Here is an 18223-nt window from a genome sequence, read left to right as displayed (position 1 = left end):
GGGCCAACCTCCGCCGAACCGCTCCCCCTGGCCCACCCGGACGGTTTCCTGGACGTCCGCACACCAGGGGGAAACCATGGAGAAGCGTTCATCCGGCGTGCTCGCGGTCGGGGTGGCCGTCGCGCTGGTGCTGGGCGGTCAACCCGCCGCGACCGCGCAGCCGCGGGCCGTCCCGATGATCCAGCCGGACCCGCTGCTGATGTTCCCGGCGGACCGGTCGACCACCGACCTGGTCGCGGTGGCCCGCGACCGCGAGGCGAAGGCGCGGACGCGGTCGGCACGGCCGCGCGCAGGCGCCCAGGCGGCCCTGCCGTACCGGGAGGAGGAAGCGCCCGGCGTGAGCGGCGACAACGACAGCCCGGCGACGGCCGAGCACATCGCCGGTTTCGGCACCCGCCGCACGGCCCACCCGAAGGTCGCGCTGACCGGCGACGTCAAGCCCGACGACACCGTCCCGACGCTGCCGCCGTTCGCCGAGACCAACGACGCGATCGGTCTCGCCGGCGAACTCGACCTCTCCGCCGCCCGCCGGTCGGTGCGCACCGGCGGCACCATCGGCGACGGCCCGCACGGCAGTGCCGGCGACGGCACCGGCGACGTCGACTTCTACCGGCTCGGCGGCGGTGTCGGCGGCACCACGATCACGGCGCGGACCTCGACCCCGACCGGCGACCTCGACACGGTCCTCGCGCTGTGGGACGCCGACGGCGGCCTGTGGGCGGTCAGCGGCGACTCGGGTGGTTCGACCGACTCGGCCATCACGCTCACGATCCCGCCGAACCGGGACCTCTACCTGATGGTGGGCTCGGACCCGTTCGGGTTGCCGCTCGACCCGAAGACACCGGGCACCGGCCCGGGCGTCGCCACGGAGGGTCCGTACGAGCTGGGCATCAGCAGCGGCAAGAAGGGCGGCGACCTCGACTACTACTCCTTCGACCTGCGCGCCGGCGACGTGCTCGGCGCGGCCGTCGCGGGCGGCGGTACCCGGCTCGCGGTGTACGACCCGGCCGGCCGCGAGGTGTTCGGCTCCTCGCAGGACCTGACCAACTACTTCGCCGTCGACTCGCCGATGCCCGGCGGCGGCAACGCCGTGGTGGACTTCGTCGCCCCGGCCGACGGCCGCTACTCGCTCGGGATCGAGGCGGGCGGAGGTCCGTACGACGTCAAGCTCGAAGCGTTCCGCCCCGGCACGGAGACCGCCGCGCGCGGCTCCGTGCACACGGTCTTCCTGGACTTCGACGGCGCCAGGGTGAACACCTCGATCTACGGCACCGGCGGGGGCCTGCGCGACCTCTCCCCGCTGTCCCGGTTCCTGCCGGGGTGGGGCCTCACCGCGGCCGACGAACGGGCCCTGATCACCGCGATCACCGAGACCGTGCGGGAGAACCTGGAACGGGACCTGCTCGCCCGGGGCGTCAACCCGCGGTTCGCGCTGCGCGTCCTCACCAGCCGCGACCACGCCGACCCGTGGGGTCGGCCGAACGTCAGCCGGGTCGTGGTCGGCGGCACCGTCGCCGAGACCGGGATCTCGACCGTCGGCATCGCCCAGTCCATCGACGCGGGCAACTTCGGCAAGGAGGAGACCGCGCTGGTGCTGCTCGACGAGCTCAGCGCACCCGCCGGGCCGGCGTGGTCGTTGAACAGCCACGTCCGGCCGGAGAGCGACAGGATCGCGTTCATCGGCCGCGCGGTCGGCAACATCACCAGCCACGAGGTCGGGCACATGTCCGGCAGTTGGCACACCGACCTGCGCAACGACGTGCACGGCATCATGGACCCCGGCGGCGACCCGGCCGTGATGTTCGCGGTCGGCCCGGACGGCGCGGGCGGCACGGCCGACGACCCGGACCTCGACCTCACCGTCGACGAACTCAGCCCGGCGGAGGGCTTCACCGGCGTCGAGGACACCGTCACCCGCACCGCGTGGGCGTTCGTCCGCGGCACCGGTTGACCGGCGCGCCACGCCGGCGGCCGCGGTTCGGCCCGCGTCCGAAACCTTTCACCGCCACCCGGGCGACCGATCCGCCGACATCGCCGCCACCAGGACCGGAGCCAATGAGACGCGTGATCGCCGAACGGAATTTCGCAAGTATTCCGAGAAGGTTTTCGCAACATTACGAGAATCGTTGACAGCGCGCCGGAATCAGCCGAACACTGTCTGCATCGACGGACCCTGAACCACTGTCGGTCGGGTCACCCAGTGTACGCACCGGAACACCCGGGTGGCCCCTCGCTGGCCTCAACGAGGAGGAAGCACACATATGGACGACAACGCCCCTGCGCACCCGATCAGCCGCAGGATGTTCATCGGCGGCGCCGGAGCCTTGGCGCTCGGCTCCGGGCTGATCGTGCCCGGCACCGCGCACGCCCAGACCGTCACCACGAACCAGACCGGCTACCACAACGGTTACTACTTCTCGTTCTGGACCGATGCCCAGAACACGGTCTCCATGACCATGGGATCGGGCGGGCAGTACAGCACCTCGTGGCGCAACACCGGCAACTTCGTGTGTGGCAAGGGATGGGGCAACGGCGGCCGCCGGACCGTGCGCTACTCGGGCAGCTTCAACCCGTCCGGCAACGGGTACCTGTGCCTCTACGGTTGGACCTCGAACCCGCTCGTCGAGTACTACATCGTGGACAGCTGGGGCAACTACCGGCCCACCGGCCAGCACCGGGGCACGGTCACCAGCGACGGCGGCACGTACGACATCTACCACACGATGCGGTACAACGCGCCGTCCGTCGAGGGCAACAAGACGTTCCCCCAGTTCTGGAGCGTCCGGCAGCAGAAGAAGGTCGGCGGCACCATCACCACCGGCAACCACTTCGACGCGTGGTCGCGCGCCAACATGCGGCTGGGCAACTTCAGCTACTACATGATCATGGCGACCGAGGGCTACCAGAGCAGTGGCAACTCGAACATCTCCGTGAGCGGCTGACCGGACCCGATCACAGCGCCCAGTGGCGCGGCGGCGACGAAGCCGCCGCGCCACACCGCTGTCAGTCGCCGATTTCGGCCCCGGTGAACGTGATCCGTCGGTATGGTCGTCGGCATGACCGTGCCCGGTGACTTATTCGGCGGCGACCCGGCCGCCGTCGAACGCGGCTTGGACGAGTGGGTCGCCGGGTTCGAGCGCAAGGCCGAGCGGTACCAGGAGTTGCAGCAGCGGGTCGAGGGTGTGCGGATCACCGCGACCAGTCCGAACGGCGTCGTCACGGTCACCGTGGACGCCGACGGGTCGTTGGTCGACGCGAGGTTCACCGACCAGGTCGCCCGCAGCGCGCCGGACGAGGTCGGCCGGCAGTTGATGGCCGCGATCAACCAGGCCAAGGCGCAGATCACCGCACGCGTCCGCGAGGTCGCCGGCGACACCCTCGGCGAGGACGGCGCCGAGCGGATCGCCGGGTACTACGCGCAGAAGTTCGCGGATCCCGGGGAACCCGACCCGTCGACGACGCGCACCACCACCGCCACCACCGCCGCCACCACACGGCGGCCCGCGCCACCCGTGCAAGACGACTCCGATGACGTCTCCGTCTTCGACGACCGCTGAGCGAGGGGGATCATGGCCGGCTTCGAGGTGACCGGCGGCGACCTGCGTGCCCACGCGGGCAAGGTCGACGCCCACGCGGCGAGCCTGGGCACCGCGGCCGACGCCGCCGGCCAGGTGACGCCCGACGGTGCGTACGGCTACATCTGCCAGTTCCTGCCACCGTTGTTCAACGACGTCGAGAAGGCCGCGCAGGAGGCGCTCCAAGCCGCGCGCGGCGGGCTGGAGGCGGTGGCGCGGAACCTGCTCGACACGGCCGACGACTACGACTCCGAGGACCTGGCCGCCGTGCACGGCTTCGCCCGCATCGAAGGTGGCATGCGATGACCGGAAACCCCTTGGTCGCGCCGGTGCAGGACTCCACCAAGGCGTACACGGGCATCGGCATCGCCGAGGCGGTCGGCGACCTGGTGGAGGGCATCCGGGGTGGGAGCTGGGTCGACACCGGGCTCGGCGCCGCGTCCACAGGGCTGGAGGCGCTGAGCATCGTGGTGGACCCGTTCGGGTCGATCGCGTCCAGCGTCGTCGCGTTCGTCATGGAGCACGTCGGCCCGTTGCGGGAGTCGCTCGACAAGCTCGCCGGCAACGCCGCGGCGGTGTCCGCGCAGTCCCGGACGTGGCACAACGTCGCGACCGCGGTCGGCAAGGTGCACACCGCCTACGCCACCGAGCACACCGCGGACACCGCCGGGTGGACCGGCAAGGCGGCCGACGCCTACCGCGCCCGCGCCGCCGACGTCGCGGCCGTGATCGGCGCGGCGGCGGAGGCCGCGTCCGGCCTGGGCAGCGCGGTCGAGATGGCGGGCGTGGTCGTCGGCGCGGTCCGCGAGACGGTCCGGGACCTGATCGCCGAATTCGTGGGACGCCTCACGGTGTGGGCCCTGGAGGCGCTGACCATCATCGGCCTGCCCGCCGCGGCCACCCAGGCCTCGGCCGCCGCGGCCAAGTGGGCGGCCCGGATCGCCCAGCTGGTCAAGCGGCTGGTCGGCACCATGCAGAAGTTGGCGCCCCTGCTGCGCCGCCTGGGCGAGTTGTTCCGCCGGATCCGCAAGAAGATGGACGACCTGCGGTCGCGCGGCGGCGGCGACAAGAAGCCGCCCGACGACACCGGCAAGAAGCCGAAGCCGAACGGGGACGGATCCACCGGCCCCTCCCGCGACCCGGACCCGAACGCCCAGCCGAGCGGCGAGCGCACCAAGATCAATCCGAAGAACGACGCGGACACCAAGCGCTCCCTGCAACGGGAGAACGAGTCGGCGACCACCCTCGCCAGGGCCGGGTACGACATCGAGCAGAACCCGACCGTCCCCGGTGGCAAGAACCCGGACTACCGGATCGAGGGTCGGATCTTCGACGCCATCGCGCCCATCACCCCCCTCCCGCGCAGCATCGCGAGCCGGATCAAGAACAAGATCGACCTCGGCCAGGCCGACCGGTTCGTGGTCAACCTCGTCGACAGCCCGGTCGACGCGGCCGCGTTGCGCAAGCAGCTGCACGACTGGCCGATCCCGGGTCTCAAGGAAGTCATCGTCATCGACAAGAGCGGCAACGTGCTTCACTTGTACCCGTAGCCCCGCGATCAAGGAATGCCAGTGTCCATTTCGTACAGTCTCGCGCTCGCCACACCGCTTCCGGCGGCGGAGGTCGCCGACGCGCTGCGCGAGGTCGGTGTGGCCGCCGGGCTGCTCGACCCGGCGACCGACGCCGCCCGGCTGCTCGGCGAGAACGCGGCCACGACCCGCGGCACGTGGCTGCGCGTCGTGGCGGACGAGCCGGAGCCGTGGAACCCGCTGCCGGACGTCCTGGGCGCCACGCCCACCGTGCTGGTGGTCTTCGGCCTGGCCAAGACCGACATCGGCGACCAGCAGGACGACGTCGTGCGGCTGGTGGCCGGTGTGCTGGCGAAGGTCCCGGACGACGCGGTGCTGCACCACGACTACGAGGTCGTCTGGCTGGTGCGACGCGCCGGCGCGCTGCTGCTCAACGAGCGCGACGACCTCTGGCCGTCCCACCGCCTCGCCCTGCTCCACCAGCCCTACCGGCGCGAGACCCAGTCGTTCCCGGAGGACTGAACCGCGTCCTCGGCGGTCGGGAACAGGCCCGTGATGCCCAAGCCGCCCGTCGGACGCGCGGCGTTGAGCAGCCGGCCGCCGTGCGCGTGCACGACCGCCCGCACGATGGACAGGCCGAGGCCCGCGCCGTCGGTCCGGCTGCGCGTCGCCGCTCCCCTGACGAACGGTTCGAACAGCTCCTCCACCTCGTCCGGTGCGACGCACGGGCCGGTGTTGACCACGCGCAGCCGCGCCTGGCCGGCGGCCGTGCCGGTGGTCAGGGTGACGTGCCCGCCGGTCCGGTTGTAGCGCAGGGCGTTGTCGACCAGGTTGCCGACCATGCGGTCGAGCAGCACCGGGTCGCCGGTGACCGGGGCCGGGCGCAGGTCGGTGCGCAGCTCGACGCCGTGCGGCTCGGCGCGCACCCGGACGATCCCGGTCACCACGTCCGCCAGGTCGATCGTGGCGTGCCTGGTGGGACCGGTGTGGCAGCGGGCCAGGGTGAGCAGGCCGTCCAGGGTGCGTTGGCTGTGCACGATCGCGGTGGTTGTGGTTGCGCCTCGCGCCCGTCGAGCGCCGAACCGCCGTTCCCGCTGGTGGGCCGCACATCGACAGAAGCGCGAAGTTCACGCCCTGCCGGCGCGCGATCAGGGCGGCGACGCACGAGGCTGATGGCCGCCTTGTTCGGGTATGTCGGAGTGGTCGAGTGCATCAAGCTGTCCTTGAATGCGCTCGGCGTCTTCGTCGCGGCCTTGTTGCCGGTACAGCCGCACCGCTTCGCGCCATTCCACCCGAGCCTGGTCATGCTGCCCGATGGTGGTGTGTGTCTGGCCGATCCAATCCAGAGCCAGAGCCTCGTTGTAGACGTCTCCTGCCTCTCGTAGGAGGGCAAGCGATCGCTGATAGTAACCAAAGGCGTGACCATACTGACCGGAGTGATGGGCGATGTAGCCCAGATTGCCCAGCGCCATGGCCTCGCCGGCGATGTCGTGGTGGCGCTGATGCAGGGTGAGGGCGCCTGGCAGTGGGCGCGCGCGGTGTCGTACTCGCCGACGCGGGCGGCATACCAACCCACCTGGTTGAGTGCCTCGGCTTCCCATCCCTGTTGGTCAAGGTCGCGGTAGAGGTTCAAGGCTCGGCCGGCGTGATCCAAGGCCCGCCGGTAGTCCCCCCGCCGATCCCACGCCCATGCAAGCGATTGGTGTGCGTGTGCCTGTTGGGTCGGGTCATGGTGGTAGTCGGCCAGGGCAAGGGCCAAGTGCAGATACTCGGTCGCCTCCTCATGGCGCCCTAGATCGGCGTAGACGCGTCCGAGATGCAGGTGCGCACGGGTGCGAGTGGTGAGGTCGGGCAGGTGCGCACTGGCGTCCACCGCAGCCCGCCAGACAGCCAGCTGGTCGTGGAGGTTCCCCCGCCGGTCGTGGAACGTGGCCAGGGTCCACGCCAGCTGCCACACGACCTCATGCAAACGGTAGCCGGCGGCAATGCGCTGGGCGGCCAGCAGATTGGCGTGTTCGACGTCGAACCAAGCCATCGCCGCCGGGTCGTCGGACAACGGGTGTGAATGAGTGCCGGGCATGGGCACGGCGAGCTGGACGGGCTGGCGATGGGGTAGTAGGAGACGGTCGCCGGTGTGGGCGGTATGGACGTAGAAATCCAGCACGCGCCGCAGCGCCGCCTCCCGCACGCCTTCAGTCAAGTCGCGGTCGGCGGTAGCGGCGGCGTAGCCGCGGATGAGGTCGTGCATGGAATAGCGGCCGTGTGCCTGCCGGTCCAGCAGGGAGACCTCCTCCAGGACGCGCAGCGCCCTGCTTGCCCGAGGCACAGAGAGGCCGGCGAGGCTGGCGGCGGCAGTGAGCCCGATGTCGGGACCAGGAGCGATACCCAGCAGCCCGAACACGGTGCGATGTTCGGCGTTCAGGCTGCGCAGTGACCAGGACAGCACGGCAGGCAAGCCGGCAGCAGCCTCGGTGTCGTCGAGCGCGTCCAGGCCGGCCTCGCTGAGCTCGGCGGCGAACTCGGAGAGCGGGATGTGTGGCCGGCTGTGAGCACGTCCGGCGACCAGCCCCAACGCCAGCGGGAATCCGCCGCACAACCGGACCAGTTCGTCCACCGCCTGCCCCTCGGCGGCCACGCGGTCCGCACCCAGCCGCCGTACCAGCAGGGCATGAGCCTCGGCGTCGGTGAGGGTGTCCAGGCGTAGCGGACGGGCGCCGTGCCGGGTAATGAGGACTGCCAGCCGGTTGCGACTGGTCACCACCACCGTGCACGACCCAGTGCCTGGCAACAGCGGCGTGACCTGTTCGACCGTGGCGGCGTTGTCCAGCACGATCAGCATCCGCTTGTCCGCGACCAGGCTGCGGTACAGCGCCGCCTGGTCGTCCAACTCGATCGGGATCCGGCCGGGGTCGACGCCGAGGGCGTCGAGGAACCCGCGCACCGCCACCTCCGGTGCCATCGGCCCGCCGACCGGGCTGAAACCACGCAGGTCCGCGAACAGTTGCCCGTCCGGGAACCGCTGGACGTGGCGATTCGCCCACGTCAGCGCCAGCCAGGTCTTGCCGATCCCACCCGCTCCGCCGATCGCTGAGATCACCACCGTCGTCCCAGCTCCGGACGACTCCTCGGAGATGGAGGCCGGGTCCAGAGTCCGGTCCAACTCGGCCAGCTCCGCCACCCGCCCGGCGAACAGATCCGACGCCGCGGGAAGTTGGCGTGGCACGACAGGAGCGGGCGCCGGGTGAAAGTGCAAGTCGCCGTGCACCACACCGGCCTGTACCACCCCGCCCGACACAGCGGCGGACACCTCGTTGCGCACCTGCAACCCGCCGGCGTCATCTTCAACAGGCTCGGTCTCGTCCAGCCGCTCCGGCTCGGGCGTCGCCACCAGGGACCTCCACCGATCGTGCTCAGCACCAGCCGATCCAGCGTCCACCCGACCCCGCTCCGCACCCGTCAGGCGGCACGCGAATTCACCCAGACGCCCGAGCCGCACTCCGCAGAAACGCGTCAGAGGTTCGTCCCCGGCACCCGGCACGCCTACAGCAACGACGGGTACTTCCGCCGACCTGCTCGCCTTCGCCCGCGCGCTCACGGCGGCCGACTGCTCAGCCCGGCGTTCACCGACCTGGTCACCGGCGGCAAGGTCCCCCTGCCACCCGCCGACCTGCCCGGCCAGGCCGACTTCCACGGCGCGGAACGTGCCCCCGCTCGGCGGAACTCACGACGGTCACGAACGATCACGGGCGGTCACCCCGAAGTCCGCGAACAGCCCGTCGAGGACTGCCGCGAACACCCCGGGCCGGACCAGCGGGCCCAGGTGGTCCAGCCCCGGCACGTCCCGCAGCCGCCCGGCGGGCAGTGCGGCACACGCCGCCGCGAGCGATTCCCGGGTCACCACGGCGGATTCGCCGCCGCGCAGGAACACCGTCGGGCACCGCACCAGCGGCAGCGCGTCCCGCCACGGGCAGGAGATCGCCGTCCGGAACAGCTGGGCCTCCACGTCCGGCGAGCACCGCAGCCGCACCCGGCCGTCCGGTTGCTCGGCCAGGCCGGACTCGACGTAGTCGGCGAGGACCTCCGGCGCGAGGTCCGCCAGCGGCGGCCGGGCCGACCACCGGGCGAGCGCGTCGGCGCGTGACGGGAACACCGCCCGGCGCCGGGCCGCCGCCTCGGCGAAGGCCGGGTCGTGGCGGGTCGCCAGGATCGGTTCGAAGCAGACCAGCAGGTCGAACGTGCCCGGCGCCCGTGCCTCGGCCAGCAGCAGCGACGTCCCGCCCAACGAGTGGCCCACGCCGATCAGGGGCCCGGGGCCGAGCGCACGGGCCGCGTCGAGGACGTCGTCGGCGAACACGCCCCAGTCGGCGTCCTCGGCCAGGGGCGGCGCGCAGCCGTGGCCGCGGAAATCGGGCGCGACCGCGCGCAAGGGCGTCCGCAGGTTATTCACACAAGAACGCCAAAGCAGGCCGGTAAAGCCCGCCGCATGGCAGAACAATGCCGTCCGAATGGACTCGTCCGGTTGTTCCCGATCTTCCGGGGAGTACCGCCCGTAGTGAAATCCGGTGACATCGGCGACGTCGTCCACGATTTCCCTTCGGAAGTCCGATTCCGGTCTGGCGCCCCCGGCGGACAACCTCTACGATCAGCGCCGGTAACGATCCAGTTCGCCGGGAGGCGGGTTGGCGGCACCGGTTTTCCGAACCCACGGGTGCACCGCGGTCGATCCCCACCGTAGTGGATTGGACGACCGATGAGGCGGTCGGCGGCGACGCCACCGCTGCGCGCGGGCACCACCCCACCCCATGTCGTGCTCGACCGGCGCGGCGACGTGCCGACTCGCGGACGATCCCCTTCGGTGAAGGGCGCAGTGTGAACCCGACCCCGGTACCGGGCCTGGTCTCGGTCGTGATGTTGGTCCGCAACCGCCTGGCGTACACGCGCCGGGCACTCGCGTCCCTGGCCCGCGCGTCCGGCGACTTCGAGGTCGTCGTGGTGGACAACGGCTCCGACGACGGCACCACCCAGTACCTGGCCGCGCTCGACCACCCGCGCCCCCTGACGGTCCTGCGCCACGAGGACGACCGCGGCGGCAGCGAACGGCGCAACGTCGGCGCGGCGGTGGCACGCGGCGAGTTCCTGTTCTTCCTCGACAACGACGTGCTCGTGGACGACACCGACGTCGTGGAGGTGCTCGCCGCCGAACTGATCGCCGACCGGGCGCTGGGCGCGGTGTCGCCGTTGCTGCTCTACCCCGGCGACGACGCCGTGGTGCAGTGCGCGGGCGGCGCGTCGACCGCCGACGGCCGGATCGGTCCCGTGGGACGCGGCCGGCGGCTCGACGCGCGGCACCGCGAACACCGCGAGCAGTCGTGGGCGCCCACCGCCGCGCTGATGGTGCGGCACAGCTCGTTCCGCCGGGTCGGCGGGTTCGACGAGTCGTTCGACCCGGTCTCGCTGTGCGAGGACGTCGACCTGTGCTGCCGCCTGCGTGCCGACGGCGAACGGCTGCGCCACATCGGGTCGGTGGCGATGCGTCACTTCGAGGGCACCACGTTCAACCACGTCGGCCACGACAAGCTGCCCGTCTGGAAGCGCCACATGCGCGTGATCCGCCGCCGTTGGGCGGACGTCTTCGTCGCCGGGCCCACGCACCCGGCCGCGGACCTGGAGTGGGTGCCGGTGGCCAAGGACTACGCCGACCTGGACCGGCCGCGGGTCTCGGTGCCCGCCGAGCCCGACCCGGCCTCGGCCGACCTGAGCTTCTTCGCCAGCGACCGCGTGCTGGCCACCGCCGAGCCGGCCGACGTGCGGGTCGTGGTCGTCGGCGCGGACCCCGTGCCGGTGGTGCGCGGCGTGCGGGTGGTCGGCGTGGCCGATCCCGACGTGCGCGCCGTGCTGCCCGCCGCACGCGCCCACGGCGCGCCCTGGGCGCTCCGGGACGGCACGCGCCTGGTGGAGACGGTGCCCGCCGAGGGCGTCGTGGTGCAGGCGCCGGACATCGCGGCCACGCTGACCGCGTTGCGCCAGGGGCTGCACGTGCTGCTGGGCAAGCGGGCCGTGGACGACCTGGCCCGCCTGGTCGAGGCCGCCCGGCTGGCGCCCGGCCGGTGTTCGGTCGACCTGCCCTGGGCGCACCACCCGGAGCTGGTCGAGGCGGCCAAGACCGTCACCGAGGGCCGCGCCGAGGGCTTCACCGTGCGCCTGGACCAGCCCGAGGGCCACGACGTCGTCGCCGAACTCGGCCCGGACGCGCTGGACGCGGTCGAACGGGTGCTCGGGGTGCCCGTGACCGACGTGCGGACGGTGGCGGCGACCCGCTCCCGGGTGCGGGCCGCGGCGGTGGCGGGCGGCATCACCGGGACGATCGAGCTGGGCTGGGGCGAACCCCGGTTCCACTTCGCGGTCACCGGCGCCGCCCTGGCCGCGGACCTCGTCGCGCCACCGGTGAGCGGCGCGTACGCGGACTTCGTCGGCGCGCTGCGCGGCGGGCCGACGCCGTTGACGGACCTCGACGCCGTCGCCGGCCTGTTCGACGTGGTGCTGGAGTGGCGCGCGGAAGTGGCCGGGCTGGTGAGCCCGTGACGCGCCCCGCCCCCTGGCGGGCCCGAGCAGGAAGAGCCCTGGGATGAACCTGGTCGACGTGCTGCGTGCCGGAGCCGACGCCGGAGGGTGGCTGGACCGCCCGGCCTACGAGGTCGACGGCGCCATGCTGACGCACGCCGACGTGTACGACGGGGCGGCCCGCGTGGCCGGGGCGCTGGTCGCCGCGGGCGTGCGGCCCGGCGACCGGGTCGCGCTCGTGCTCGACGACGGGCCGGACTTCGTCCTGACGTTCCTGGGCGCCGCGCACGCGGGCGGGGTGGCCGTCCCGGTCAACCCCCGGCTGCACGCCGACGAACTGCGCCAGGTGCTGCGCGCCGCCCGGCCCGTGCTGGTCGTGCGCCGCACCGGCGACGGGCCCGCCGACTCCCGCACGACCACCTTCGCCGAACTCGAAGGCGCACAACCGATCCCCGTCACGCCACGCGCCGTCACCGACCAGGTGTACGCGACGTTCACCTCGGGCACCACCGGCGTGCCCCGGCTGGTCCCGCAGCTGCACGGCGACCCGGTCGTCCACCACCGCTCGTTCGCCGTGCCCGCGCTCGAACTCGGCCCCGACGACGTCGTCCACTCGGTGTCCAAGATGTACTTCGCCTACGGGCTGAGCAACTCCCTGTTCTTCCCGCTGATGAGTGGCAGCCGCGTGGTGCTGAACCCGGACGCGCCGCTGGTGGACGACGTGCTGGCCATCGTGGACAAGTACACCGTCACCGCGCTGTTCGCCGTGCCGACCTTCTACGGCAGGCTCATAGCCCACCCTGGCAGCGACCGGCTGGCCACCCTGCGCATCGCCGCCACCGGGGGCGAGGTCCTCTCCCCCGCGCTGGAGGAACGGCTGACACGGGTCCTCGGCGACCGCCTGCTCAACGGCATCGGCAGCACCGAGGTCGGCCAGGCGTTCACCCACAACACCCGGACCGCACGCCGTTTCGGCACCGTCGGTCGCGCGCTGCCGCCGTACGAGGTGCGCGTGGTGGCCGATGACGGCGCCGTCGTCGGACCGGACGTGACCGGCCGACTGGAGGTGCGCGGCCCGACGATCACGCTCGGCGTGTCCGACGACGGCACGGCCAAGCGCACCGACGACTGGTACGGCACCGGGGACCTCGCCTCGGTGGACGCCGACGGCTACGTGCGCGTCACCGGTCGGCTGGACGACATCGAGAACGTCGGCGGCATCAAGGTCCACCCGCTGGAGGTCGAACACCTCCTGGCCGGTCACACCCTGGTGCGCGAGGCCGCGGTCTGCGCGGTCGCCGACGACGACGGTCCGGTCCAGCTGCGGGCGTACGTGGTGCGTGCCGACGGTCCGCTCGAGGACCACGACCTGGCCGCGGACCTGATCGCCCTGGCCAGGCGTCACCTGACGGCCTACAAGGTGCCGCGCACGGTCGTGTTCGTGCCGTCCCTGCCGCGCACCGGCTCCGGCAAGCTGCGCCGCCACGTGGTGCGGACCTGGCGGCCCTGACCCCGGTCCCGGTGTCACGTTCGTCGCCCTCGTGACGACCAATCACGTGTACACCCGGAACAGAGAGGTCGGCGGCCCATGACCCGAACCAGTGGCGACGTGCACGAGCTGAGCGGCATCCCGCCCACGGTCGCCGACGTCGACCGGATCGCCGCCCACGCCGACCCGGTCGTCCGCAACCTCATGATCACCCACTGCTACCACGAGCTGTCCCGCGCGGTGGCCGACCGCACCGGCGGGTCGGCGAACTGGTGCACGTTCGCGGTGTGGGCGTCCAAGCAGGTCGGTCAGACCATCCGGCAGGAGGACCCGGCCCGGCTGCTGGAGCGGATGGTCGAGTCCTCCCCCGAGACCGCCGCCGCGGTCGACCTGCTGGTGGGCGCGCTGCGGCGGGCCGTCCCCGGCCAAGCCCTCGACCACGTCGAACGGTCGGTGCGCCGGACCGTGATGACGGCCGCGCGGCTCGACGTGGCCGCCGACGCGTCGGCGCGGGGCAACCTCAAGGTCTTCGAGGAGATCGCCCGCGAGTTCGCCCGCTTCCTGGCCGAGCTCGCGCCGGACCGGGGGATCGAGGGGTTCCGCGACGCGCTGCGCCCCGGCGAGCCGCCCGAGGGGCAGCGCTACCTGCGCCAGGCGTTCACCCACTACCACCAGGCCGCGTCCACCGACGACCCGAAGGACCGCGCCGAACTCCTGCTCCTGGCCAACGTCGAGATCGGCCTGCACGAGCAGACCCGCCTCCAACCGGAGATCACCGCCGCCCTGGAGACGCCCGTCGTCGACCCCCGCGACCTCGAACGCCGCCTCTTCGAGCTGCTCCTGCCGGGCAACCGCGTGGTCAGGTGGCTGCGGCTGGTGCTGCTGACCGTGCTCGGCCGGCGCACCCCCGTGCGCCGGGCCGCCGAGCGGCTGGCCGACCACGCCCGTGCCCTGGCCCGTCGGGCGGTCACCGAGCACCTGATGACGTTGGCGCTGCCCGGCGGTGAGGTGCTCGACCTGAGCCGGGACCTGCCCGCCGAGTTCCCGCCGCTGCTCGCCCGGCTGTCCCACCCCGAACTGCTCGCCCTGCTCCGGACCGTCGACCCCACCGCGGACAGCCTGCTCGACACCGCCGCACGGGACTGGTCCGACCTGCCCGACCGGATGCACTACATCGCCGACATGTTCCGCTGCCACGGCCACCGCGGCGACCTGCTCGACCCGCCGTTCACGCCCGACCAGGTGGCGGCCCTCGCCGACGGGTGTCGCCCGACCGGCCGCCTCTGAGCCTCCCCCGCGCGGTGCGCCGGCGTCACGAGCCCCAACCGCCCGTGACGCCGGCGAGCCGCTACCGGACGACGGGCCTGCCGCCGAAGGCGACGAGCAGGCGGCCGTCCGAGGCGTAGGACCACGTGAGGGCGCCGCTGTAGGAAGCGCAGCGGGAGCCGTTCGTGCCGGTCCAGAACTGGTTGGTGCCGTCGACGTTGCCGACGGTCTTGTCGTTGGTGCCGCTGCCGCTGCGGCACGACGTGTTGTTGCGGAACACCGACGACCCGCCGTCGAACGAGAAGTTGCGCTCGGTGTTGTCGGTGCTGATGTTGTCCGAAACGGTCATGGTGCCGAGGTTGCGGTTGTAGGTGAAGCCGTGCTTGCCGTTGTCGTGGGCGATGTTGCGGCGGATGACGTGGTTGACGCCGATGTCCTCGCCGCCGAGCTTGTAGCCGTTGCGGTCGCCGTTGCCGGCCTGGCCGCCGTTGCTCAGGGTGCCGTTCCCGTAGGCCAGGGAGTCCTCGATGGTCACCACGCCGATGGGGCCGGTGTCGGTCTTGGTGTAGAGGTCCCAGCCGTCGTCGATGTTGTTGTGCGCCACGGCGTAGCGGAAGACGTTGCCGGGTCCGGAGGTGAGCTTGGCGGCGAACCCGTCGGCGTCCTCGCCGTCGGAGTCGGCGTTGTCGTGCGACTCGGCGCTGAGGATCAGGTTGTTCGCGGGCCACTGCTCCCTGGGTGTGGTGGACAGCATCCGCGACAGCTGCAACCCGGTGTCGCGGTTGAACCGCGTCACGGTGCGCTCGAAGATGTTGTTGCTGCCGCCGACGAAGATGCCGTTGTCGCCCGCCCGCTCGACCACGACGCCGTGGACGTGCCAGTAGTCGCCGTTGACCGCGAGGCCGCGGTTGGCGGGGTCCTCGGCCTGTGCGGAGAAGTTCAGCACCGGGGTCTCACCGGGGTGGGCGCTGAGCTTCTTGCGGGCGCCGGAAGTGCCGTTGTTGCCCTGGGGGATGGTGACGGTCTGCGAGAACGCGTACGTCCCGCCACGCAGGTAGATCGTGCCGCCCGCGGTGATGCGGCCGATGGCCGAGGTGAGCGTCGTCGGGTCGGCCTGCGTGCCGGACGCGGTGTCCCGGCCGTGGGGCGCCACGTACAGCGTGCCCGTGGGCGGGTTCGTGGTCGTGGTGGACGTCGTGGTGCTGGTGGACGTCGTGGTGGTCGACGTCGGGCCGCCGTCGCTCGGGGTGAACGTCCACTGCTTGGTGGCGACGCCGTCGCACGAGTTCGTCTGCACCAGCGCACCGGCCGCGGTGGAGTTGTCCTTGGTGTTCATGCACTTGCCGCCGTTGGCGTTGACCACCCGGTAGTTGCCGCCGCTCGCGGTCAACGCCCAGGTCTGGCTGGTGGCACCGGTGCACGCCTGCTGCTGGACGGCCTTGCCCGCCGAGGTCGACGCGTCCTGGACGCCCAGGCACAGGCCGTTGGCGACCGAGGTGATCCGGAACCCGCCGCCGACCGCGGTCAGCGTCCACTGCTGACCGCCGTCGCCCGCGCAGGTCGCCTGCCGCACCTGCGCGCCGGCGATCGTGCCGGAGGCGGGTACCGCGAGGCACAGCCCGCTGCCCGCGTTCTTCACCGTGTACGTGCCCGCGCCGACGGCGGCGTTCGCGGGCGTGGCCGCCGGCCAGGCGGCGAGGCCGACGGCCAGCGCCACCGCACCCGCGCCGGCCAGCAGGCTCAGCCGCCACCGCGCACCGCGTGGCCGCTCGGCCGGCGGGCGTTCCTGTGTGCTCATGACAAGCTCCAATTCACCTGGCCACCTAAATCGGGGCGGGGAATGCGGTTCGGCGGCGGCGGAAAATCGGCGGCGCGGCGGATGTTAAGCGGACGCGAACCGCGCGGTCAACGACGACAGCCGCGCGGATTCGACGGGCGAACGTCGAATGACCGTCGAACACCCAGGTCGACGCAATCGAATTGATCAACGAAGAATAGCGGGACCAATGCGGTCGGTCATACTCGTGAACAACACCGAGTACACACTTGTGAACCGCACCCCTTTATTCCACCGCCCGATATCCCGACCGCCGGCCACTCCGGCCGCAGCGGGAAGGAGAAGGCCTTCCCGATCCGGCCGTGGCACGCGTGGTGACGGGGTCACTCGATCGGGGGGAGTCGGCGTCGGCCCAGGCGAGGGCCTTTTGCGCGGGTACCGGGCCGGACCTACCGTGATTGGGCCATGCCGGATTCTGTGCTGGACGACCACCGGCCGCGGGTGCCGCGACCGGGGATCCCCGTGCCGGAGCACCCATGACCCGCTCCGGCAGCCACCGGCACGTCCGCGCTCCGTCCCTGGTGGACGCGATCGTGCCGCTGGTCGCCTTGGTGGTCCTGATCGGTGGTTCGCTGGCCCTGTTCGGACTGGCCGCGCTCGACGGCCCCATCCAGGTAGCCCTGGTGCTCTGCGCGATGGTCGCCGCTCTCATCGTGCTCAAGAACGGCCACCGCTGGGAGGAGGTCCAGGCCGCCGGCCAGCGGGCGCTCACCTCCATCACCAGCGCGCTGTTCATCCTGCTGGCGGTCGGCGCGCTGATCGGCACGTGGAACATGTCGGGCACGATCCCGACGCTGGTCTACTACGGGCTCCAGGTGCTCGCACCCACCTGGTACTACGCGGCGACCGCGTTGATCTGCGGCGTCGTCGCGATGTCGATCGGCAGCTCGTGGACCACGGCGGGCACGATCGGCGTCGGCCTGGTCGGCATCGCGCTGATGCTCGGCCTGTCGCCGGGGATCACGGCCGGAGCGGTGATCTCGGGCGCCTACCTGGGTGACAAGCTCTCCCCGCTGTCGGAGACGACCGTGCTCACCGCGCAACTGGCCAAGGTCGACGTCTACGAGCACATCAAACGCCAGGCGTGGACGTCGCTGCCCGCCTTCGGCCTCGCCTTCGTCCTGTTCGGCCTGATCGGGTTGTTCTGGGGCCCCGCGCCGACCGACGCGGGCGACACACCCTCCGAGCTGCACGCCCTCGGCGACCTCTACTGGATCACCCCGCTCAACCTGCTCCCGCTGCTGCTGCTCGTGGTGCTCTCGGTCCGCAAGGTCCCCGCGTCGCTCGCGCTGATGACCTCGGCGCTGTTCGCCGGGCTCGTCGGGGTGTTCCTCCAGCACGACGTCGTGCGCGCGTTCGTCGGCGACCCCGGCCTGGACCCGGTGCGGACCGGCCTGCGGGCCGTGTGGCAGGCGCTGGCCACCGGGTTCACCATGGACTCCGGGCTCGCCGACGTCGACCGGCTGCTGTCGCGCGGCGGCATGGACAGCATGCTGCTCACCCTGTGGCTGATCATCGGCGCGGTCACGTTCGGCACGATCATCGAGGAGTTCGGCCTGATCGACCGCCTGATCCAGCCGATGATCCGCGCGGCGAAGGGCACCGGCCGGTTGTTCGCCGCGGTGTTCGCCACCGCGTTCGGGCTCAACGTCGTGGCGGGCGACCAGTACATCGCGCTCGTGCTGCCGTCCAAGGTGTTCCGGGCGGAGTTCGCCAACCGGGGGCTCGCGCCGACCAACCTGTCCCGGCTCGCCGCGGACAGCGGCACGGTCACCTCGCCGTTGGTGCCGTGGAACTCGTGCGGCGCCTTCATGGGCGCGGTGCTGGGCGTGTCGACGCTGGTGTACCTGCCGTTCTGCTTCTTCAACATCGCCAGCCCGCTGCTGAGCGTGGGGTACGGGTTCACCGGCTTCCGGATCGAGAGGGCACGACCGGCCGGCGCCGAGCCGGCCGACGCGTGAACAGG

Annotated in this window: 14 protein-coding genes and 1 pseudogene; 10 read left to right on the top strand and 5 right to left on the bottom strand. The window is 71.9% G+C overall.

The features are described 5' to 3' along the window. Positions 1–76 precede the first annotated feature (76 nt). The 6 genes from ACYVLT_RS07115 (at position 77) to ACYVLT_RS07090 (ending at position 5626) form a co-directional block, all read left to right on the top strand. A complete protein-coding gene (locus ACYVLT_RS07115) occupies positions 77–1951 on the top strand; it encodes a PPC domain-containing protein (protein ID WP_461119310.1) in 1875 nt (624 codons plus the stop codon). 310 nt (positions 1952–2261) lie between these two features. Beyond that, positions 2262–2942, top strand: a complete 681-nt coding sequence (locus ACYVLT_RS07110) for a glycoside hydrolase family 11 protein (protein ID WP_461119309.1) — start codon at positions 2262–2264, stop codon at positions 2940–2942. 114 nt (positions 2943–3056) lie between these two features. Continuing rightward, positions 3057–3557, top strand: coding sequence for a YbaB/EbfC family nucleoid-associated protein (locus ACYVLT_RS07105; RefSeq protein ID WP_461119308.1), 501 nt, complete (start codon positions 3057–3059; stop codon positions 3555–3557). Between the two features lie 12 nt (positions 3558–3569). Then, positions 3570–3881, top strand: coding sequence for a type VII secretion target (locus ACYVLT_RS07100; protein WP_461119307.1), 312 nt, complete (start codon positions 3570–3572; stop codon positions 3879–3881). Next, positions 3878–5125, top strand: a complete 1248-nt coding sequence (locus tag ACYVLT_RS07095) for a CdiA C-terminal domain-containing protein (RefSeq protein WP_461119306.1) — start codon at positions 3878–3880, stop codon at positions 5123–5125. Before ACYVLT_RS07100 ends, ACYVLT_RS07095 begins: the two co-directional genes overlap by 4 nt. 21 nt (positions 5126–5146) lie before the next feature. Next, positions 5147–5626 carry a SitI3 family protein gene (locus tag ACYVLT_RS07090; protein ID WP_461119305.1) on the top strand — a complete coding sequence of 160 codons (480 nt, stop codon included), beginning with the start codon at positions 5147–5149 and terminating at the stop codon, positions 5624–5626. On the opposite strand, the gene ACYVLT_RS07085 is transcribed toward ACYVLT_RS07090, so the two are convergent. The 4 genes and pseudogenes from ACYVLT_RS07085 to ACYVLT_RS07070 all read right to left on the bottom strand — a co-directional run bounded on the left by ACYVLT_RS07085 (position 5590) and on the right by ACYVLT_RS07070 (position 9689). After that, the gene (locus ACYVLT_RS07085) at positions 5590–6141 is read right to left on the bottom strand and encodes a sensor histidine kinase (RefSeq protein ID WP_461119304.1); all 552 of its coding nucleotides are present in this window, start codon (positions 6139–6141) and stop codon (positions 5590–5592) included. The genes ACYVLT_RS07090 and ACYVLT_RS07085 overlap by 37 nt on opposite strands. A gap of 111 nt (positions 6142–6252) precedes the next feature. Continuing rightward, positions 6253–6576, bottom strand: coding sequence for a tetratricopeptide repeat protein (locus tag ACYVLT_RS07080; RefSeq protein ID WP_461119564.1), 324 nt, complete (start codon positions 6574–6576; stop codon positions 6253–6255). A 206-nt stretch (positions 6577–6782) separates the two neighbouring features. Continuing rightward, a pseudogene (locus ACYVLT_RS07075) lies at positions 6783–7943 on the bottom strand (AfsR/SARP family transcriptional regulator); the annotation flags it as partial. Between the two features lie 891 nt (positions 7944–8834). Then, positions 8835–9689, bottom strand: a complete 855-nt coding sequence (locus ACYVLT_RS07070; protein WP_461119303.1) for an alpha/beta fold hydrolase — start codon at positions 9687–9689, stop codon at positions 8835–8837. A gap of 284 nt (positions 9690–9973) precedes the next feature. On the opposite strand from ACYVLT_RS07070, the gene ACYVLT_RS07065 reads away from it, so the two are divergent. The 3 genes from ACYVLT_RS07065 to ACYVLT_RS07055 all read left to right on the top strand — a co-directional run bounded on the left by ACYVLT_RS07065 (position 9974) and on the right by ACYVLT_RS07055 (position 14441). Continuing rightward, entirely contained in the window at positions 9974–11686 is a 1713-nt protein-coding gene (locus tag ACYVLT_RS07065; RefSeq protein WP_461119302.1) for a glycosyltransferase, read from the top strand. A 43-nt stretch (positions 11687–11729) separates the two neighbouring features. Further along, positions 11730–13175, top strand: a complete 1446-nt coding sequence (locus tag ACYVLT_RS07060; RefSeq protein WP_461119301.1) for a class I adenylate-forming enzyme family protein — start codon at positions 11730–11732, stop codon at positions 13173–13175. A 78-nt stretch (positions 13176–13253) separates the two neighbouring features. Next, on the top strand, positions 13254–14441 hold the full coding sequence (locus tag ACYVLT_RS07055; protein WP_461119300.1) for a hypothetical protein: 1188 nt from the start codon (positions 13254–13256) through the stop codon (positions 14439–14441). A gap of 61 nt (positions 14442–14502) precedes the next feature. Here the strand turns inward: ACYVLT_RS07055 and ACYVLT_RS07050 are convergent, their stop codons facing one another. Continuing rightward, positions 14503–16218, bottom strand: a complete 1716-nt coding sequence (locus ACYVLT_RS07050) for an RICIN domain-containing protein (protein WP_461119299.1) — start codon at positions 16216–16218, stop codon at positions 14503–14505. Positions 16219–16733: 515 nt separating this feature from the next. Between ACYVLT_RS07050 and nhaC the strand changes: the two genes are divergently transcribed. Next, on the top strand, positions 16734–18218 hold the full coding sequence (gene nhaC / locus ACYVLT_RS07045; protein ID WP_461119298.1) for a Na+/H+ antiporter NhaC: 1485 nt from the start codon (positions 16734–16736) through the stop codon (positions 18216–18218). Positions 18219–18223 lie beyond the last annotated feature (5 nt).

It is taken from the genome of Saccharothrix stipae (assembly GCF_054781895.1).
Note: the sequence above shows the minus strand (reverse complement) of the source record. Positions and strands in the feature narration are given on the sequence as shown.

Coding starts and splice junctions, on each gene's coding strand:
- nhaC (WP_461119298.1), top strand. CDS start 16,734: ATGACCCGCTCCGGCAGCCACCGGCACGTCCGCGCTCCGTCCCTGGTG.
- ACYVLT_RS07055 (WP_461119300.1), top strand. CDS start 13,254: ATGACCCGAACCAGTGGCGACGTGCACGAGCTGAGCGGCATCCCGCCC.
- ACYVLT_RS07060 (WP_461119301.1), top strand. CDS start 11,730: ATGAACCTGGTCGACGTGCTGCGTGCCGGAGCCGACGCCGGAGGGTGG.
- ACYVLT_RS07105 (WP_461119308.1), top strand. CDS start 3,057: ATGACCGTGCCCGGTGACTTATTCGGCGGCGACCCGGCCGCCGTCGAA.
- ACYVLT_RS07080 (WP_461119564.1), bottom strand. CDS start 6,576: ATGGCGCTGGGCAATCTGGGCTACATCGCCCATCACTCCGGTCAGTAT.
- ACYVLT_RS07100 (WP_461119307.1), top strand. CDS start 3,570: ATGGCCGGCTTCGAGGTGACCGGCGGCGACCTGCGTGCCCACGCGGGC.
- ACYVLT_RS07050 (WP_461119299.1), bottom strand. CDS start 16,218: ATGAGCACACAGGAACGCCCGCCGGCCGAGCGGCCACGCGGTGCGCGG.
- ACYVLT_RS07095 (WP_461119306.1), top strand. CDS start 3,878: ATGACCGGAAACCCCTTGGTCGCGCCGGTGCAGGACTCCACCAAGGCG.
- ACYVLT_RS07110 (WP_461119309.1), top strand. CDS start 2,262: ATGGACGACAACGCCCCTGCGCACCCGATCAGCCGCAGGATGTTCATC.
- ACYVLT_RS07115 (WP_461119310.1), top strand. CDS start 77: ATGGAGAAGCGTTCATCCGGCGTGCTCGCGGTCGGGGTGGCCGTCGCG.